This window comes from Guptibacillus hwajinpoensis, from assembly GCF_020171785.1.
GTDB classification, from domain to species: domain Bacteria; phylum Bacillota; class Bacilli; order Bacillales; family Guptibacillaceae; genus Guptibacillus; species Guptibacillus sedimenti.
This window is the reverse complement of the sequence record NZ_JAIVAE010000016.1, coordinates 1-14,355: the sequence shown is the minus strand read 5'-3', so window position 1 is coordinate 14,355 and position 14,355 is coordinate 1. Positions and strand designations below refer to the sequence as shown.

General features: G+C 42.5%; 15 protein-coding genes and 1 pseudogene. 11 read left to right on the top strand and 5 right to left on the bottom strand.

Annotation, left to right across the window (positions count from 1 at the left end; all coding sequences use genetic code 11):
- The first annotated feature begins 106 nt into the window (after nt 1-106).
- From LCL91_RS19485 to LCL91_RS19475, 3 genes are read left to right on the top strand one after another with little or no spacing between them, the layout of a single operon-like run.
- The gene (locus LCL91_RS19485; RefSeq protein WP_224884911.1) at nt 107-1,075 is read left to right on the top strand and encodes a sugar-binding transcriptional regulator; all 969 of its coding nucleotides are present in this window, start codon (nt 107-109) and stop codon (nt 1,073-1,075) included.
- Nucleotides 1,076-1,129: 54 nt separating this feature from the next.
- Complete coding sequence (locus LCL91_RS19480) at nt 1,130-2,101, top strand: Gfo/Idh/MocA family protein (RefSeq protein WP_224884909.1); 972 nt, start codon at nt 1,130-1,132, stop codon at nt 2,099-2,101.
- 56 nt (nt 2,102-2,157) lie between these two features.
- A complete protein-coding gene (locus LCL91_RS19475) occupies nt 2,158-2,676 on the top strand; it encodes a VOC family protein (RefSeq protein ID WP_224884907.1) in 519 nt (172 codons plus the stop codon).
- A gap of 61 nt (nt 2,677-2,737) precedes the next feature.
- Here the strand turns inward: LCL91_RS19475 and LCL91_RS19470 are convergent, their stop codons facing one another.
- The 4 genes and pseudogenes from LCL91_RS19470 to LCL91_RS19455 form a co-directional block, all read right to left on the bottom strand.
- Nucleotides 2,738-3,439, bottom strand: a complete 702-nt coding sequence (locus tag LCL91_RS19470; RefSeq protein WP_224884905.1) for an ABC transporter ATP-binding protein — start codon at nt 3,437-3,439, stop codon at nt 2,738-2,740.
- Nucleotide 3,440: 1 nt separating this feature from the next.
- Nucleotides 3,441-4,468, bottom strand: a pseudogene (locus LCL91_RS19465) (ABC transporter permease).
- Nucleotides 4,469-4,556: 88 nt separating this feature from the next.
- On the bottom strand, nt 4,557-5,927 hold the full coding sequence (locus LCL91_RS19460; RefSeq protein WP_224884903.1) for a sensor histidine kinase: 1,371 nt from the start codon (nt 5,925-5,927) through the stop codon (nt 4,557-4,559).
- On the bottom strand, nt 5,924-6,598 hold the full coding sequence (locus LCL91_RS19455) for a response regulator transcription factor (protein WP_224884901.1): 675 nt from the start codon (nt 6,596-6,598) through the stop codon (nt 5,924-5,926). Before LCL91_RS19455 ends, LCL91_RS19460 begins: the two co-directional genes overlap by 4 nt.
- A gap of 262 nt (nt 6,599-6,860) precedes the next feature.
- Between LCL91_RS19455 and LCL91_RS19450 the strand changes: the two genes are divergently transcribed.
- From LCL91_RS19450 to LCL91_RS19425, 6 genes are all read left to right on the top strand, one after another.
- Entirely contained in the window at nt 6,861-7,727 is an 867-nt protein-coding gene (locus tag LCL91_RS19450) for an ABC transporter ATP-binding protein (RefSeq protein ID WP_224884898.1), read from the top strand.
- The gene (locus tag LCL91_RS19445; protein WP_224884896.1) at nt 7,724-8,440 is read left to right on the top strand and encodes a hypothetical protein; all 717 of its coding nucleotides are present in this window, start codon (nt 7,724-7,726) and stop codon (nt 8,438-8,440) included. The genes LCL91_RS19450 and LCL91_RS19445 overlap by 4 nt, the downstream gene beginning before the upstream one ends.
- 21 nt (nt 8,441-8,461) lie before the next feature.
- Nucleotides 8,462-8,986 carry a DUF6773 family protein gene (locus tag LCL91_RS19440; protein ID WP_224884894.1) on the top strand — a complete coding sequence of 175 codons (525 nt, stop codon included), beginning with the start codon at nt 8,462-8,464 and terminating at the stop codon, nt 8,984-8,986.
- Between the two features lie 6 nt (nt 8,987-8,992).
- Nucleotides 8,993-9,193 carry a helix-turn-helix transcriptional regulator gene (locus LCL91_RS19435; RefSeq protein WP_224884892.1) on the top strand — a complete coding sequence of 67 codons (201 nt, stop codon included), beginning with the start codon at nt 8,993-8,995 and terminating at the stop codon, nt 9,191-9,193.
- Between the two features lie 222 nt (nt 9,194-9,415).
- Nucleotides 9,416-11,821 (top strand): M14 family zinc carboxypeptidase, encoded by a 2,406-nt coding sequence (locus tag LCL91_RS19430; RefSeq protein WP_224884890.1) that lies wholly within the window; start codon nt 9,416-9,418, stop codon nt 11,819-11,821.
- A gap of 160 nt (nt 11,822-11,981) precedes the next feature.
- Entirely contained in the window at nt 11,982-12,704 is a 723-nt protein-coding gene (locus LCL91_RS19425) for a DUF421 domain-containing protein (RefSeq protein ID WP_224884888.1), read from the top strand.
- A gap of 123 nt (nt 12,705-12,827) precedes the next feature.
- On the opposite strand, the gene LCL91_RS19420 is transcribed toward LCL91_RS19425, so the two are convergent.
- On the bottom strand, nt 12,828-12,995 hold the full coding sequence (locus LCL91_RS19420; protein WP_224884886.1) for a DUF4021 domain-containing protein: 168 nt from the start codon (nt 12,993-12,995) through the stop codon (nt 12,828-12,830).
- A 140-nt stretch (nt 12,996-13,135) separates the two neighbouring features.
- Between LCL91_RS19420 and LCL91_RS19415 the strand changes: the two genes are divergently transcribed.
- Together LCL91_RS19415 and LCL91_RS19410 are read left to right on the top strand one after the other, a co-directional pair.
- On the top strand, nt 13,136-13,321 hold the full coding sequence (locus LCL91_RS19415; RefSeq protein WP_224884883.1) for a hypothetical protein: 186 nt from the start codon (nt 13,136-13,138) through the stop codon (nt 13,319-13,321).
- A gap of 92 nt (nt 13,322-13,413) precedes the next feature.
- On the top strand, nt 13,414-14,217 hold the full coding sequence (locus tag LCL91_RS19410; protein ID WP_224884881.1) for a hypothetical protein: 804 nt from the start codon (nt 13,414-13,416) through the stop codon (nt 14,215-14,217).
- Nucleotides 14,218-14,355: the final 138 nt, after the last annotated feature.

The following is a 14,355-nucleotide window of genomic DNA, read 5'->3' as shown; positions in this document are numbered from 1 at the left end:
TTTGAAAGAGAATCCCATTTCATGTTGATGGGGTTCTTTTTATTGGAGTGTTATCAATTGCACAATTGTACTGATTGGTGTACATTTGTGCAAAGGGAGGAAAGAGATGGAAGAACGTGAGGAGATAAAGCGACTTTATCAAGTAGCACGAATGTACTATGAGCAGGATATGACGCAAAGCGAAATAGCAAAGGAACTTGGCATTTACCGTACAACCATTAGTAGAATGTTGAAGAAAATAAGAGAAAAAGAGATTGTGCAAATTCGTATTAACTATGATGCCTTCAAAGATGTGACAATTGGAAGGAAGTTAAAAGAACAGTTTCAGCTTGAAGAAGTGGTCGTGATCCCAAAGAAAGATGGAGCAACCACTGACCAAAAACTAAAAGCGATGGGGCAGGCGTGTGCCACATTCTTGGATGGCATTGTAAAAGCGGATGATGTGATTGGGTTCTCATGGGGAACAGCTCTTGCTGCGGTGGCGGAAGAATTAACGCCACAAAGGTCGCGAGAAGGCATCATGTGTGTGCCTCTTGTCGGTGGCCCGGACGGTAAATTGGAAAGTCGTTATCATGCAAATACGATTGTCTATGAAATCGCTCGAAAGTGGAAAGCCCAATCGAAATTAATTGATCTTCCTGCAATCGTCCAGACAGAGGAATTAAAAACAGCGTTGATTGATTCTGGACATTTTCAAGAAGTTCAAGAGTTATGGTCCCGTTTATCCATTGCAGTTGTAGGTATTGGCTCCCCATTGATTAGTCATGGTCCAAACTGGCGTGCTTTTTATGGAGAGACGTTCAAGCAAGAAATGGATCAGGACAACATTGTAGGGGACATTTGTTCCAACTTTTTCAATAGACGTGGTGAAATTCGCAAGACGAGATTGTCCAATCGAACGATTTCAGTAAACATGAAAGAGCTTCACTCTACGAGGTACACCATAGGGATAGCTCAATCGAAGGAAAAAGTGGAAGCCATACGAGCCGCACTTAAATATGGGCATCTGAATGTTCTCGTAACAACTGAAGAAACGGCGATGGCTTTAGTAGAGGAAGCGGGAGCATTTGAATGAAAGACTATCGCTTAGCTGGAGTGAACCAACTTACGTTAAAAGGAGAGGATTCAGATGGGACAAGTGAATTGGGGAATTGTTGGGCCAGGAGGAATAGCGTCAGACTTTGCGCAGGCGATTAAAGAAGTGAACGGCGACATTTTCGGCGTCTGGGGCAGGAAGGTAGAAAAAGCCAGAGACTTCGCTGATCGTCTTGGGGTGAAACATGTGTATGAGGAAACGTCGGAAATGTTTCGAGATGAACGCATTGATGTTGTCTATATCGCAACCCCACACAGCGTTCACTATTCTTATATCATGGATGCTTTACATGCTGGAAAGCACGTCCTATGTGAGAAGGCGATTACGATGAATGGAGAACAGCTACAAGAAATCATTGCGTTGGCTGAGTCTAAAAACCTAATTGTAGCGGAAGCGATGACCATTTATCATATGCCTCTCTACGAAAAGCTACGTAGTCTGATCCAACAAGGGAAAATTGGAAAAGTAAATATGGTTAATGTTATTTTTGGTAGCTGTAAGGAAAATGATCCGACGAATCGCTTCTTTAATCCAGATCTTGCGGGTGGTGGCATGTTAGACATTGGAACTTATGCTCTTTCATTCACAAGGTTTTTCCTCTCCGGTCAGCCAACAGAGCTACATACAACCGTCAAGAAACATGAGACAGGGGTAGATGAGCAATCTGGCATTGTGATGAAAAACGATGAAAATGAGATGGCCGTTGTGTCACTTGCGATGCGAGCGAAGATGCCGAAGCGTGGCATTGTAGCTGGGGATGAAGGATTCATCACCGTTGATAATTTTCCAAGAGCGGATCAAGCAACCATCACCTACACATCAGATGGTTCGGTTGAAACAATTGAAGCAGGTGAAGAAGGAAAGGCGCTGCAGTATGAAGTGAAGGCAATGAATGACCTTATTTTAGGTGAGGGTGAGAATTGGACATTGCCGCTTTCTCGTCAAGTGATGTCCTTGATGGATACAGCGCGTCAAAAGTGGAACCTGACATACGACTTTGAGTAAAACAAGCCTTTTGAGGAATTTCTGAGACTTATTCATTCAAATAAGGAGTGATTGAGATGTATAGAGGGATTGATCATATAGGGATAACCGTACCAAACATAGAGGAAGCGACCGCTTTTTTCAAGGAGGCTTTTGACGCAAAGGTTTGTTACGATGTGCAGCGACCAGAACACGAGCCGATGGAAGGCAAAGATGTGGAGAAACAATTGGGTTTACCAGCTGGGAAAAGCATTATCCATATGCGTTTGCTTAGGATAGGAGAAGGACCAACGCTTGAACTATTTCAGCTCGGATCACCAGCGGACAATCATCCAGCGAGAATTTCTGATTTAGGGATTCAGCATTTTGCTTTGTATGTTGATGATCTGAAAGCAGCATCAAATCGTTTTGAAGCTGCAGGTGGATCACTTCTATCGGAACCTCATCCTTTGGCAGGGGTGGAGGATGGTCCACATAATGGCGGCGTATATGGTTTGACCCCATGGGGAACGCTTTTGGAATTCATTACGTACCCTGATGGAATTGATTATCCAGAGGGAAGTGAAGCGGAGAGATGGACTCCTTCTAGTAATTAATTGAAATAAGAGTCCTCATGAAGTAAGTCATTCATGAGGACTCTTATTTTTGTGAACAGAATCAGGAGAACCGTCCCACCGATTCCACCGATTCCGCCTGCCCATCTTTCATCGTCACAACCCGATCCGCATAAACCAACATTTCCTCATCATGAGTCACGGTTAATGTAGTCATATCGAGCGATTTTGTGACGTTTTGAATGAGAGCCATCGTGTCTTTAGACCTTTTGGAATCAAGGCTTGCGGTCGGCTCGTCGGCAAACAGCACTTTTGGATTGTGGATAATAGCTCGTGCGACGGCGACTCGCTGCTTTTCCCCACCTGATAAGGAGGAGGGATAGGCATTTAATCGATGGGTCATGCCAACTTGATCGAGGATGCGATGAATCTGTGCTTCTTGTTCATGCTTGGTACTTTTCATTCCCGCAATGTCCATCATCTTGGAAAGCTGTTCTCTCACTGTCAAAAAAGGAACGAGGTGGGAGGACTGAAACACAAAGCCGAAATGGCGGGCTCGAATCGCTCTGACCTGTTCAGCACGGAGCTCAGCTAAGTTCTGATTTTCGAAGATCACTTTTCCGCTCGTGAGCGGCTGAAGACCGGCGGCGATTGTAAGCAACGTGCTTTTTCCTGAACCGGAAGCACCGACTAGCGCAGTTACTTCTCCTTTCTCAAGTGCGAGATCGACTCCTTTTAACACTTCTTCTTCTGTTTCTCCATTTATGAATGATTTTCTTATTTGCTCTAGCTGAAGTTGTGCCATTTTAAGCCTCCCCTTGCTGAATCGCCTGCAATGGGTCGATTTTTTTTATTTGAAAGCCTGATAGCGTCGAGCCGATGAATCCAACCACTGCAAAGACAAGGGAAAGCTGCAGGGTGGTTGTCAGTGTTAAATGGTAAGGCATGCTATCAGGGGCGACGTATTGAAATACTTGACTAATCGCTGTAGAAATCAATAGAGCGATGATCGTAATCATAGCCATCTGACTCCACATCATCTTGAACAAATCACTTGTCCGAATGCCAAGAGCTTTGAGGATGCCATACATCCCAATTTTCTGGACATTCATCATATAAAAGAAAATCGCAAACAGCATGCCGCTAATCACAACGAGAAACCAAACAATCATATTCAGCGTCATTTGCTCTGCCTGGTAACTTGGGATGGTAGAGAGAAATTCTTTTTTAGAAAAGGATTGCAGGCTGCTGATGGTTTCCGTTGTATCTGGAAGATAGAGCAGCTGCCATTCATCCGTTCGAAACATCTCTTCAAATGTTTCCTGACTGATCAATGCAACAGGTGAATGGTTGAACGTTTTGTTATCAACAAAATCAATTACCTTAAACGTTCCTTCAAAGAGAGGGCTGGATAGTTCATCACCAACCTTGATACCTTCCGCTTTTAAGCTTGAATCGAGCATTACTTCCCCTTCGTTTACTTGTTTCAGTAACGGTGTATCGGTAGAAGTAAGAAAGGCACGCTTTGCTGGTTGTCTGCTTCGTTTTTAAGTGAACCCATTTGAATGGAGAATGCAAAAGCTTCACGATCATTGTTAAGGATTTGGTCCTGTTTACCCGCATCAATATGGGACTGGGTGAACGATTCATTAGCATCCTCACTCATGTAAAATGTGCCATCGGGCATGTTTTTGATTAATGAGACGTTATCCTGAGATAATCCATTGGCTAAACCTGAAATGATAAACGTGACCAGGCTAATGAGTAGTACGATGGAGCCAACGATGAGATATCTTGATTTATTCTTCTTCATTTCTTTCAAAGCCATTTTCATTGATCCTCATTCCTTTCTACAAAAAAACCTTTTGTTCCTTACACCGATTACTTTAAATCAGCTAAGTGAACAAAAGGTTAATAAATGATTACAAATGAGGAAGGGTGACGGTAAAGGTTGTTCCTTTTCCTAATTGACTGTCGACAATTATGTCTCCATGATGAAGTTCAATGATTTCTTTCACAATGGATAAGCCGAGCCCAGTACCCTGATTTGTTCTCGTACGGGCGAGGTCGGCGCGATAGAAGCGATCGAAGATTTGATCTTTTTCATTTGATGCTAAGCCAATGCCTGTGTCAGTGAAAGCAATGTGAGTAGCATCAGCACCCTTTTCTAATGTCACCTCGATTGACCCTCCTGGCTCGTTGTATTTGATCGCGTTTGTTAGAAGGTTTTCCCAGACGGTGTATAACAGCTCTGAATTTCCTTCATAGGTAACCTCATCGACAGAATACGTTAAGGAAAGGTTCTTTTCATCCATTAGCCAATAATAGCGATGCAAAAGGCTTTTTAGTTGAGCGGATAAATCGAAGGAATTCCTCACGTAATCTTTCTCTTTTGATTCAAGAGAGGAGAGGGTTAACAGCTGTTTGGATAGAATGGACATCCGTTCTGATTCCTCTTGAATGACACGCAAGTAGGCTTTTCTGTCTTCTTCAGAAAGGGCATTGTTTTCTAATAACCGACTGTACCCCTGGATTGTGAGTAAAGGCGTCTGAATATCATGTGAGACGTTTGAGACAAAGGATTTACGAAGCGTATCCAATTTTCCAAGTCTTGCGATCATTTCTTTAAAGTTCTGCGCCAGTTGGCCAATCTCATCTCTTCGGTGAATGTCTAAGTGAACATCAAAGCTTTCTTCTCGTACTTTATTCGTGGCATGAGAGAGCTTTCGAATTGGCCGAATCAGCATCGCAGACCAAATGAGTTCGGCAAGTAAGCTTAAGATAAAAATCACCAACACCATCCACCCTAGAAGAAGGTGAATTTCGTTAAATAAGAGTTTAATATCGGGTCGCAAAAAGAGGGCATACTGCTTACCATCATAAGTTAACGGCACACCGACTGAATTTTTAAGCTCGTTGGCGAAGAACCCGGTCACAAATGTTTTTTTCGGGAATGCCTCCATGCCATGATAGGGCTCTCCATCTAAGACAGCTTCGATGGCTTGTTGGGAGACGTTTTTTTCTTTAAATGCCCCTCCGTAATAACGGCGTTCCTCTTGACTAACTAAAAAAAGCTGATAGCCTGTTGCCGCCGTATGGCTGAGGTACTCGTCTAGATCAGACTGATCTTCAGCGAACTCCGCTATGCTTGTCGCGATCTCCATGTTTTTCGCATCGTTCTCTGGTTTTAAACTGTTTTGGTAGTATGCATTCGCAAATAAAAAGCCAATAACGGAACTGACCAGCATGATGACCAATGTTGTTACGATGAACTTCGAGTAGAGGGATTTCATGATATGACCTCAAGCTTATAGCCTACGCCGCGAACGGTCACAATTTTGAGGCTAGAGGTGATCGCTCCGAGCCGTTCGCGAATCCTCTTAATGTGCACATTGACCGTTCTTTCATCACCTTCGAAATCAAAGCCCCAGATCTTTTCGATCAGATCCTCTCGCTGAAAAACCTGGTTCGGTCGAGAAGCCAATAGCGCAAGTAACTCAAACTCCTTTAAAGGCATGAGCAAGTGCTGTTTTCCAATTTGCACCTCATAATTTTTTCGATCGATTTTGACATCCTGCAGCTGGATCACATGTTGACTTGGCTGATCATAACGCCTTAATACAGCCTGAACACGAAAAATCAGTTCTTTTGGTTCAAACGGTTTGACGATATAATCGTCTGTTCCGGCGGTAAACCCCTGTTCTTTATCGTACAGCTCGCCTTTGGCCGTTAATAAGATAACGGGTATATCGTACAACTCTCGTATTCTCCGAGTTAGGGTGTAACCGTCCATTCCTGGCATCATGACATCTACAATCGCAAGGTCAATTGTTTTATCTTCTAATAAAGCTAACGCTTCAGTCCCATTCGTTGATTTGTATGTATGATACCCTGCCTCTTTTAGCGTTACTTCAACAAGGTTTAAAATGTGTAGATCGTCATCAATCGTTAAGATGGAAATCACGTGTTTCATCCTTTCCTATGCATTCTCTCCTACTATCTTACAACGTAAAGGTGAACAGGAGATGAACAGAGAGAAGATTATGTTCCTTTTGTTGTCCTTTTTCATTCTCTCTCAACCAGGCTTTTTTCAAGCGTTCATTAACGGCTTTTTTTATATAATGAAAAATAAAAACGTCCAAATGACAAATATATATTGCAAAAAGACGTTGATATTATATAATGGAAAAAGAAGGATATGGTTCATTTAAATGAGGGGGATGAAGATGAGTATTGAAATGCATGAACTTTCAAAGACGTTTCATAAGAAGGAAAGAGCACTTACTGACGTTACTTTGTCGCTACGAAAAGGGGAGGTTGTGGGACTTGTTGGACCAAACGGGGCGGGAAAAACAACGTTAATGAAAATCATTTCTGGGATTATCGTAATGTATGACGGTGAGCTTACTTTCAGTGGAGAAGGTCGTTCCGTTGGAAGTTTAATTGAGAAGCCGAAGTTCTTTCCGAATAAAAGCGGACGGTACAATATCCATTATTTTCGTTCCTTGTTTGGTGGAGACGATGAACGTTTTGACGAAATCATTCAGTCGCTTGGTATAGATTCGTACTTAAAGAAAAAGGTGAAGGACTATTCGCTTGGGATGAAGCAGCGTCTAGGGATTGCGCTCGCGCTTATTTCGAATCCGGATTATCTCGTATTGGATGAACCGACAAATGGAATGGACCCGGATGGAATACGGAATATCCTTGGCTACTTAAAGAAGCTAGCAAAAGAAAGAGGCATTGGCATACTGATTTCAAGTCACATTTTAGAAGATATCGAGAATGTGAGTGATCGTGTTTATGTGATTAAAGAGGGACGGTTGATTAATGAGTATGCAAAAGATCAGCAGCAGGGTGAAGTTTTAGAGTTCACGTTTTCTCAAGCAGATCTTCATCAAGCTATGCATGTGTTAGCAGGATACGAAGGGGTGACCCGGAGTGGAAATGTTCTTTCGGTTCCATTTGATGGAGATATGAAACAGGTGCTGAAGCACTTAAGTCAACACGATCTTTTCCCAGTGGATGTGAAGCGGAAAAAGGACACGCTTGAGGATTTCTATTTTCAAAATATGGAGAGTGAAGCGAAGTGAATGTAAGCCAATTCTTTAAACTTGAGATCAAACGAAACCTTAACCTGGCGCTGTTTGTTTCCATTGGATTTGCTTTTTTATTTGGAGGTGGAATCGTTTATTCGATTTACCAGTTGGATGGTCCATTTCAGCCTCGAAATGTTTCTGGATTATATTCAGGTGTTGCAACGGTAGCGCTTGGCGTATTTTGTGCAAAAGTGGTCATCGCTGATCTCCATCATGGAACGGTTTACCTTTTATTCACATCAGCTCGAAATCGGATCATCTTTTTGATTTCACGTGTATTGGTGATTTCTGTTGTATCGCTCCTGTTCGGGCTTGGATGCGCAGCGCTTCTTTATGTGAATCATGTTTTGAACGGGCAGGCTTTTTCAGCGGGGGATGTAGGGCAGGCAGTGCTGCAGTATGTGTTGTTCGGAGTCTTTTTTACCTTACTGTTTCAAGTGACTTCGATGTTCTATCAAAAGGTGATGCAGCTGTTAATTCTTTCGTTAGTGACGATCTTGGTGCTTCCTGGTCTTCTTGGCATCGTGTTTCAGGTGGAAGCCATTCCTGAATTTGTGAAGGATATTGTCGCGTATGCACCGATTTACAGTTTACCGAACCAGCTGCCGTTTCTTATGCTTGATGGGATGGAAATGGTTGTAACGGGGATTGTTAGTTTACTATTGTTTGTGTTTGCATATGAGCGGTTACCGAAGATTGATTACTAAGATTTAGGAGGAAGAGGAACGATGGGATTTGGTTTTAGGAAAAGACAACATGATGAACGGGTGACCAATCTGCAAAATAAGATTTACCGGGAAATGTACATTTTAATTGTGGTGATTTGTGCGTTATCGATTGTATATAAACAATTTTTCGTTGATGGGGGAATACGAGAATTATGGACGGAAGTGATTATTTTGGTAGCGAGTTCCGTATTCTACGTTGGGAGATCAGCGATGCTTGGCATTTTTTCAGATGAGGTGGAGCAGCCTGAGTCGAGTAAGTTGGACTTTAATACGAGAAACTTTGTGATCACCTTGATTGTAGGAGTTGCCATTTCACTGTTTTTTGCTATCAGAAACTCTCAAAAGTATGCTAATAGTTCAGAAGAAGCGTTCACCTTCTTTTTTGTTATTCTTTTTGTGAGCTTAATGATTTACATTCCTGTGTTATTTGCCATAATGGTGGTACCTTATGCGATTGCGAAACGCAAAAGTGATCAAGTGAATGAGCAAGAGTTGGAAGAGATGGATGATGAAGATGTGCGGTGATCAATTGTGAAGAATGTACGATTAAAAATGGCGAGAGTCGAGCACGATCTCTCACAGCAGGAGCTGGCCAAAAAAGTAGGCGTGTCGAGACAAACGATTGGGCTGATTGAGCTAGGGAAATACAACCCATCGCTACAGCTATGTTTATCGATCTGTTGGTCGTTAAATAAATCGCTTGATGAGTTGTTTTGGATGGATCCGGAATAGAGGAAAAGCTACGTCATTCTACGAGTTGTGGAGTGAGGTAGCTTTTTTTATTCACGACAATGCTTCAGTGTTTTATCGACAAATTTTAACATAAATCGAGCGGTGACAGGTACCTCCCTACAAAAGACCTACGCGTAATCAGGAAGAATGTCGTATACAATATTTTGCATAAAGATTATAAAATAGAATTTAGACTATTTTGATAAATTTAGGGGGAATAGGATGAAGAAGCAACTAATTGCTGGTGCTGTGATGCTGGGTTTATTTGCAACGCCAATGGCGGGATCAGTATCTGCAGAGACGAGCTGGAAGAATGTGAACTGGAACGAAACGTTACAGGAGGAAGATGGGAGTCCGTTTAATAGTGAAAACTATGATTTTGTGAAGTACTCTGAAGTTGATGAGAAGCTTAAGGAGATTGAGAAGAGCAGCAATCGGATTACTGTCGAGACACCTGCTCAGTCATCAGACGGACAGGATCTTTATGTGGTTACAGTTTCTGATCCTGAAGCAAAAGGGAAATTTGGCTACCAAAAAGCATTGAGAAAGAAAATGTTTAAGAGCCCTGATAAAGCAGAGAAGTTTATCGAGAAGCATCCCGATTTTAAAGTGCCCGTGATGATCAATGCTTCCATTCATGGAACGGAGTTTGTTGGATCTGATGCAGCGCTTCAACTGATTGAGCGATTTGCTACGGCGGATGATGCGAAGACAAAGGATTTACTCGAGAATCACATTTTAATCTTTAACGTGGTGGCTAATCCAGATGGGCGTATTGATGCGACTCGCTTTAACTCAAACGGTATTGATTTGAATCGCGATTTTATTACGCAATCTCAAGTTGAAACAAAGCATACGGTGAATTTGATTAAAGAATGGAATCCGATGGTGTTTCTTGATTTGCACGGATATGTGAAAGCGTATGGCGGAGAAACAAGTCCTGGTTTAATTGAACCGTGTACACCGCCACATAACCCGAATTATGAATACGATTTGTATTCAAAGTGGGCGATGGATCAGGCAGAATCAATGGAAGGGAACATTGTTGATCATAGAAATGAATACGACAACACGAACACAGATACATCCAATGTGAATTATCAAACGATGACCGGCACTTACATACCGCAGCGTGACGACGAAGCGGGTTGGGATGATTATCCACCGATCTTCACACCGATGTATGCGATGTACCACGGAGCTTATGGCTACACGCTTGAAGCCCCAACGAATGATTGGGACGGTGTGAAATGGCACTATGATGCGGTCATGGGAGCACTGGAATTTTCAAATGATAATAAAGAAGAAATGATCAAGGATCAGATTGAAGTGTTTAAGCGTGGGATCCAGTTCGACCACCCGTATCATACAGAAGGCTTTTTCCCAAAGGCTTATATTCTTCCTGTAGATGAAACGGATCCAACTGCGACGGAAAAAGCAGTGGAGCATCTTATGTTCAATGATATTGACGTGTCACAAGTGAAAAAATCATTTACGTTTGATGGAGAAACGTATCCGGCGGGAACTTACATCGTTGATATGAGCCAGGCAAAAGCGGGACTTGCGAATACGATGCTGTGGGATGGAGAGGATATCACGGATATTACGCCAGCCATGTATGATATTTCCGCATGGAACCTCCCTGAACTATGGGGCTTTGAAGCGATTGAAGTGGAAGCCGGAAGTTCTTTTGACGTAAAAACGTTTGATGTAAAGAAGGTAGATGGAGATGGTCAATTAATTGGGGATGGCCCTTATGTGATCCAAAACTCCTCTGTAAAAGCAGTAAACCTGGTCAATTCGCTCATTGAAAAAGGGTTTGATGTTCAGTGGGGAGAAGATGGTGCGTTCTATGTTGATGAAGCACAGACGCCTGAGTTGAAGAAACTCGTCAAAGAATCTGGTATTGAGGTTACAACAGCCTCTCTAGTGGAAGGAAAAGAACTCACTTCTCAAAACGTAACGATTTTAAAAGATGGTGGGATTTATAAAGCACAATCTCATGCTGGAACACGATTGGCATTAGAGCGATTAGGTTTTAATGTTACGGAAATCACGCCACGAGAACTTGCAGAAAATGGTCTTGGCGATACGGATGCGTTTTTCTATAGTGGAACGTCTCGTATGATTTCCTACAACAATACCGAGGCGAATGCACCGTTCGGGTTGGAAAGCGAAAGCCAATACCAGGCGTTTAAGCAACAAATTCAATCTTTTGTAGATGGTGGAGGCAAATACGTTGCGATAGGAGCAGGTGCATCAGATGCGTCTAAAAAGCTTGGCGTAACCGATGTAACGGTAAACAAAGGCTATTCAAACAGTAACGGTATTGTAAAAGTGGACTACGGTTCTGAACTATTAACTTCAGGATATGGATTGGATGATTACGGCTTTGTGTATCAACCGGTTTGGTATTCGAATGTTGAAAACGTAGACGTGCACGCTTCTTTTGATACAGGGGATTTCTTTGTCGCTGGTCACTGGGAGAACCGTGATGCTGCGGAAGGTCAACCTGTTATCGTAAAAGAACGTGATCAAGACGTGACGTTAATTGGAATAGAAGCTGGGTTCCGAGATCATACGGATGAGTTGTTCCGACTTCTTTCGAATGCGGTGTTTAGTGAGTAAATCAGGAATCAGTGGGGGGAGACCCTCACTGATTTTTTTATGTTATCTCATTTAGCAGGTAGAAGGAGAATTCATACCCAGCCGAGATTCGTGGCTTTGAATTATGCATGAAGCTCCATATGGGCATGATGAGCTTATACGTAAGAAAGAGGTGATCATCATGGAAATAGTTATGGATGCCTTGAAGGTGATCTTTCGAATCGTGACGATCCTACCGTTCATGCTTGCGATCGGACTTTACATGGGAAAGCGCTCGATCGGTGAACTTCCTGTGTTTGATTTTCTGGTCGTGCTTGTTTTTGGTGCGGTCGTAGGAGCGGATATTGCAGATCCGAAAATCGATCATATTCACACGGTTGTCGCGATGATTGCGATTGCGCTTTTACAGAAGCTGATTATTAAAATAAAGTTAAAGAATCAGAAAGCTGGAAAACTGTTTACGTTTGAACCGACTGTGGTCATGTACCAAGGGAAATTCCTAAGAGACAATATGAAACACATTCAATACTCCATCGATAACATTCTCCAAATGCTTCGTGAAAAAGATGTTTTTCATACAGATGATGTGGAATTGGCAATCGTGGAGGCGAATGGAAGGCTTAGTGTGAAGTTGTTCCCTAGTAAAGAAACGGTATTGCGAGAAGATATGGCGATTTACAAGAAGGGGAATGATTATGAGATTCCCGTGATCTTGGATGGGCGCGTTCAAAAAGATTTGTTGAAACATATTGGACGAACGGAAGAATGGCTGATGGATGAGCTCCGGAAGGCTGGGGACATGAAAGCATCTTCTGTTTTTTACGCGGGGGTTACTGGTGAGGGGAAGCTTGTTATTTCTCTGAAAGATCAAGCATTAATAGATGTACCACCTGTCAACCATTAAAATGGGAAGAGGAGTGGACAGAGGGGAGATCGTGTTAATGGTAAAGGCGTGTCAGAGCTGACACGCCTTTTTCGTATGTTTGTTGATGAAAAATGAGACGTTTTCTTTTTGTAGCACGATGAACTATTGGTTAGGCTTTTTTCGGTGTTGATCTTCTTTCTTCGTTTCAAGCATGCCATAGTCACCATTCATCGCCTGCTCATCTTGGTCAATGCCAAGATCAACTTCGTTTACATAGGATTTCTTAGTTGTGGTTGGCTGGTTTTGGTATTTCTTCTTATTTAACTTCATTAAAATCACCTCTACCCGTTAGAATGGCTTATTGGATCAGGGATATACGCGTTAGTCGACCATGCTAACGACATCATATGACATAAACCGGGTGGTGACAGGCACTCGCTACTCGCTAACTTTCCATAGGTGGTGCTGTTATGGCTAGAAAGATTGGATTGGTTGTTCTATTCATTGTAGCCACAGTTGTGATTCTGTGGATGGGGATAGCGGATTATCAAGAGGATGGATCCTATAACCGGTTGATGAAAGGTGTCATTGCGATCGCTGTGATTGGGATTGGACTTAGTCAAGTACCAACCAATCATAAGAATAGCTCTAGCTGAGCTTTCTGGGCGTATGAAAGTTAATGAGCAATTAGAAAAAAGGATTCTCTCTTTCATCCATCGAAGTAGGTGGTTTTGAAGGGGGATTTTACGTGAATTATGCTGTGTCAGTGACCGATACGAAGAAAGTGGAAGAAATTGAACGAAGTGGGCGTGAGCTATTAACGTATCTTAACGTATATGAGGCATCCTTGAACGACTTTACGTCGATTGAAGAACCGCCAAGAGGAATTGTGTTTCATGATTTAGAATCAGCGACGAAGCTGTATTCAACAATTCCGCTTCCAGCTTATACGTCGAGAGATCTGATTCATCTCACACCATTATTGGAAACATGGAAAAAGATCTACTTAACAACGACGAATGGTGTGAAAGAAGCGGAGGATTATTACCGGAATCTTGAGATGGTGGATGTCGCTGAGATTGCGGCACATGAAATGACGCACCATGCAGACTTTTTTCACTCTGAGTTTGAAGATTGGGAAGAAGAGAATGCAAGTGACATGTGGTTTGAAGAAGGAATTTGCTTTTATTTGCCGCGTAAGCTTTTAATGTCTCCAGAGCGGTTTGAGAAAGTGATGGAGGTTGAGCGACTGTTGATTGATTCGTATAAAGAGGAATACGGAGAGTATTCGTTAGATGCCTTTGGTGAAGCAGGGTATCGTAGTGGAAACAACTTTGATTACTCGGCTGCGTTTTATGATTATTGGAGAAGTACGAGAACCGTTACGAGGCTAATCGATGAGTATTGTGAAGGAGATGTGCAGAGGCTGATTGATTGCTATCGAAAGTGGATAGATGGTGGAGAGGAAGGACGCCTTCAGGATTTCTTTATTGAGAGATTTGGGCTGTCAGAAGAAGCAGGGAGAGGTCTTTGGCTTGTCGACAATTTTTAACAAAAAGCGGGCGGTGCCTGTGGTTGACCCCCTTATAATGGACACATGAGGTATCATAAAGATACGAGACAAGTGAGTTTAAGGGGGAAAAAGGTAATGGCGAGAAAACCACATTCTACATTTGAATTAAGAAAAAGG

Bases quoted from the DNA above. Each gene is read 5' to 3' on its own strand.
- LCL91_RS19425 (WP_224884888.1), top strand. From the start codon at position 11,982: ATGGAAATAGTTATGGATGCCTTGAAGGTGATCTTTCGAATCGTGACG.
- LCL91_RS19415 (WP_224884883.1), top strand. From the start codon at position 13,136: ATGGCTAGAAAGATTGGATTGGTTGTTCTATTCATTGTAGCCACAGTT.
- LCL91_RS19470 (WP_224884905.1), bottom strand. From the start codon at position 3,439: ATGGCACAACTTCAGCTAGAGCAAATAAGAAAATCATTCATAAATGGA.
- LCL91_RS19450 (WP_224884898.1), top strand. From the start codon at position 6,861: ATGAGTATTGAAATGCATGAACTTTCAAAGACGTTTCATAAGAAGGAA.
- LCL91_RS19420 (WP_224884886.1), bottom strand. From the start codon at position 12,995: ATGAAGTTAAATAAGAAGAAATACCAAAACCAGCCAACCACAACTAAG.
- LCL91_RS19485 (WP_224884911.1), top strand. From the start codon at position 107: ATGGAAGAACGTGAGGAGATAAAGCGACTTTATCAAGTAGCACGAATG.
- LCL91_RS19430 (WP_224884890.1), top strand. From the start codon at position 9,416: ATGAAGAAGCAACTAATTGCTGGTGCTGTGATGCTGGGTTTATTTGCA.
- LCL91_RS19440 (WP_224884894.1), top strand. From the start codon at position 8,462: ATGGGATTTGGTTTTAGGAAAAGACAACATGATGAACGGGTGACCAAT.
- LCL91_RS19460 (WP_224884903.1), bottom strand. From the start codon at position 5,927: ATGAAATCCCTCTACTCGAAGTTCATCGTAACAACATTGGTCATCATG.
- LCL91_RS19475 (WP_224884907.1), top strand. From the start codon at position 2,158: ATGTATAGAGGGATTGATCATATAGGGATAACCGTACCAAACATAGAG.
- LCL91_RS19480 (WP_224884909.1), top strand. From the start codon at position 1,130: ATGGGACAAGTGAATTGGGGAATTGTTGGGCCAGGAGGAATAGCGTCA.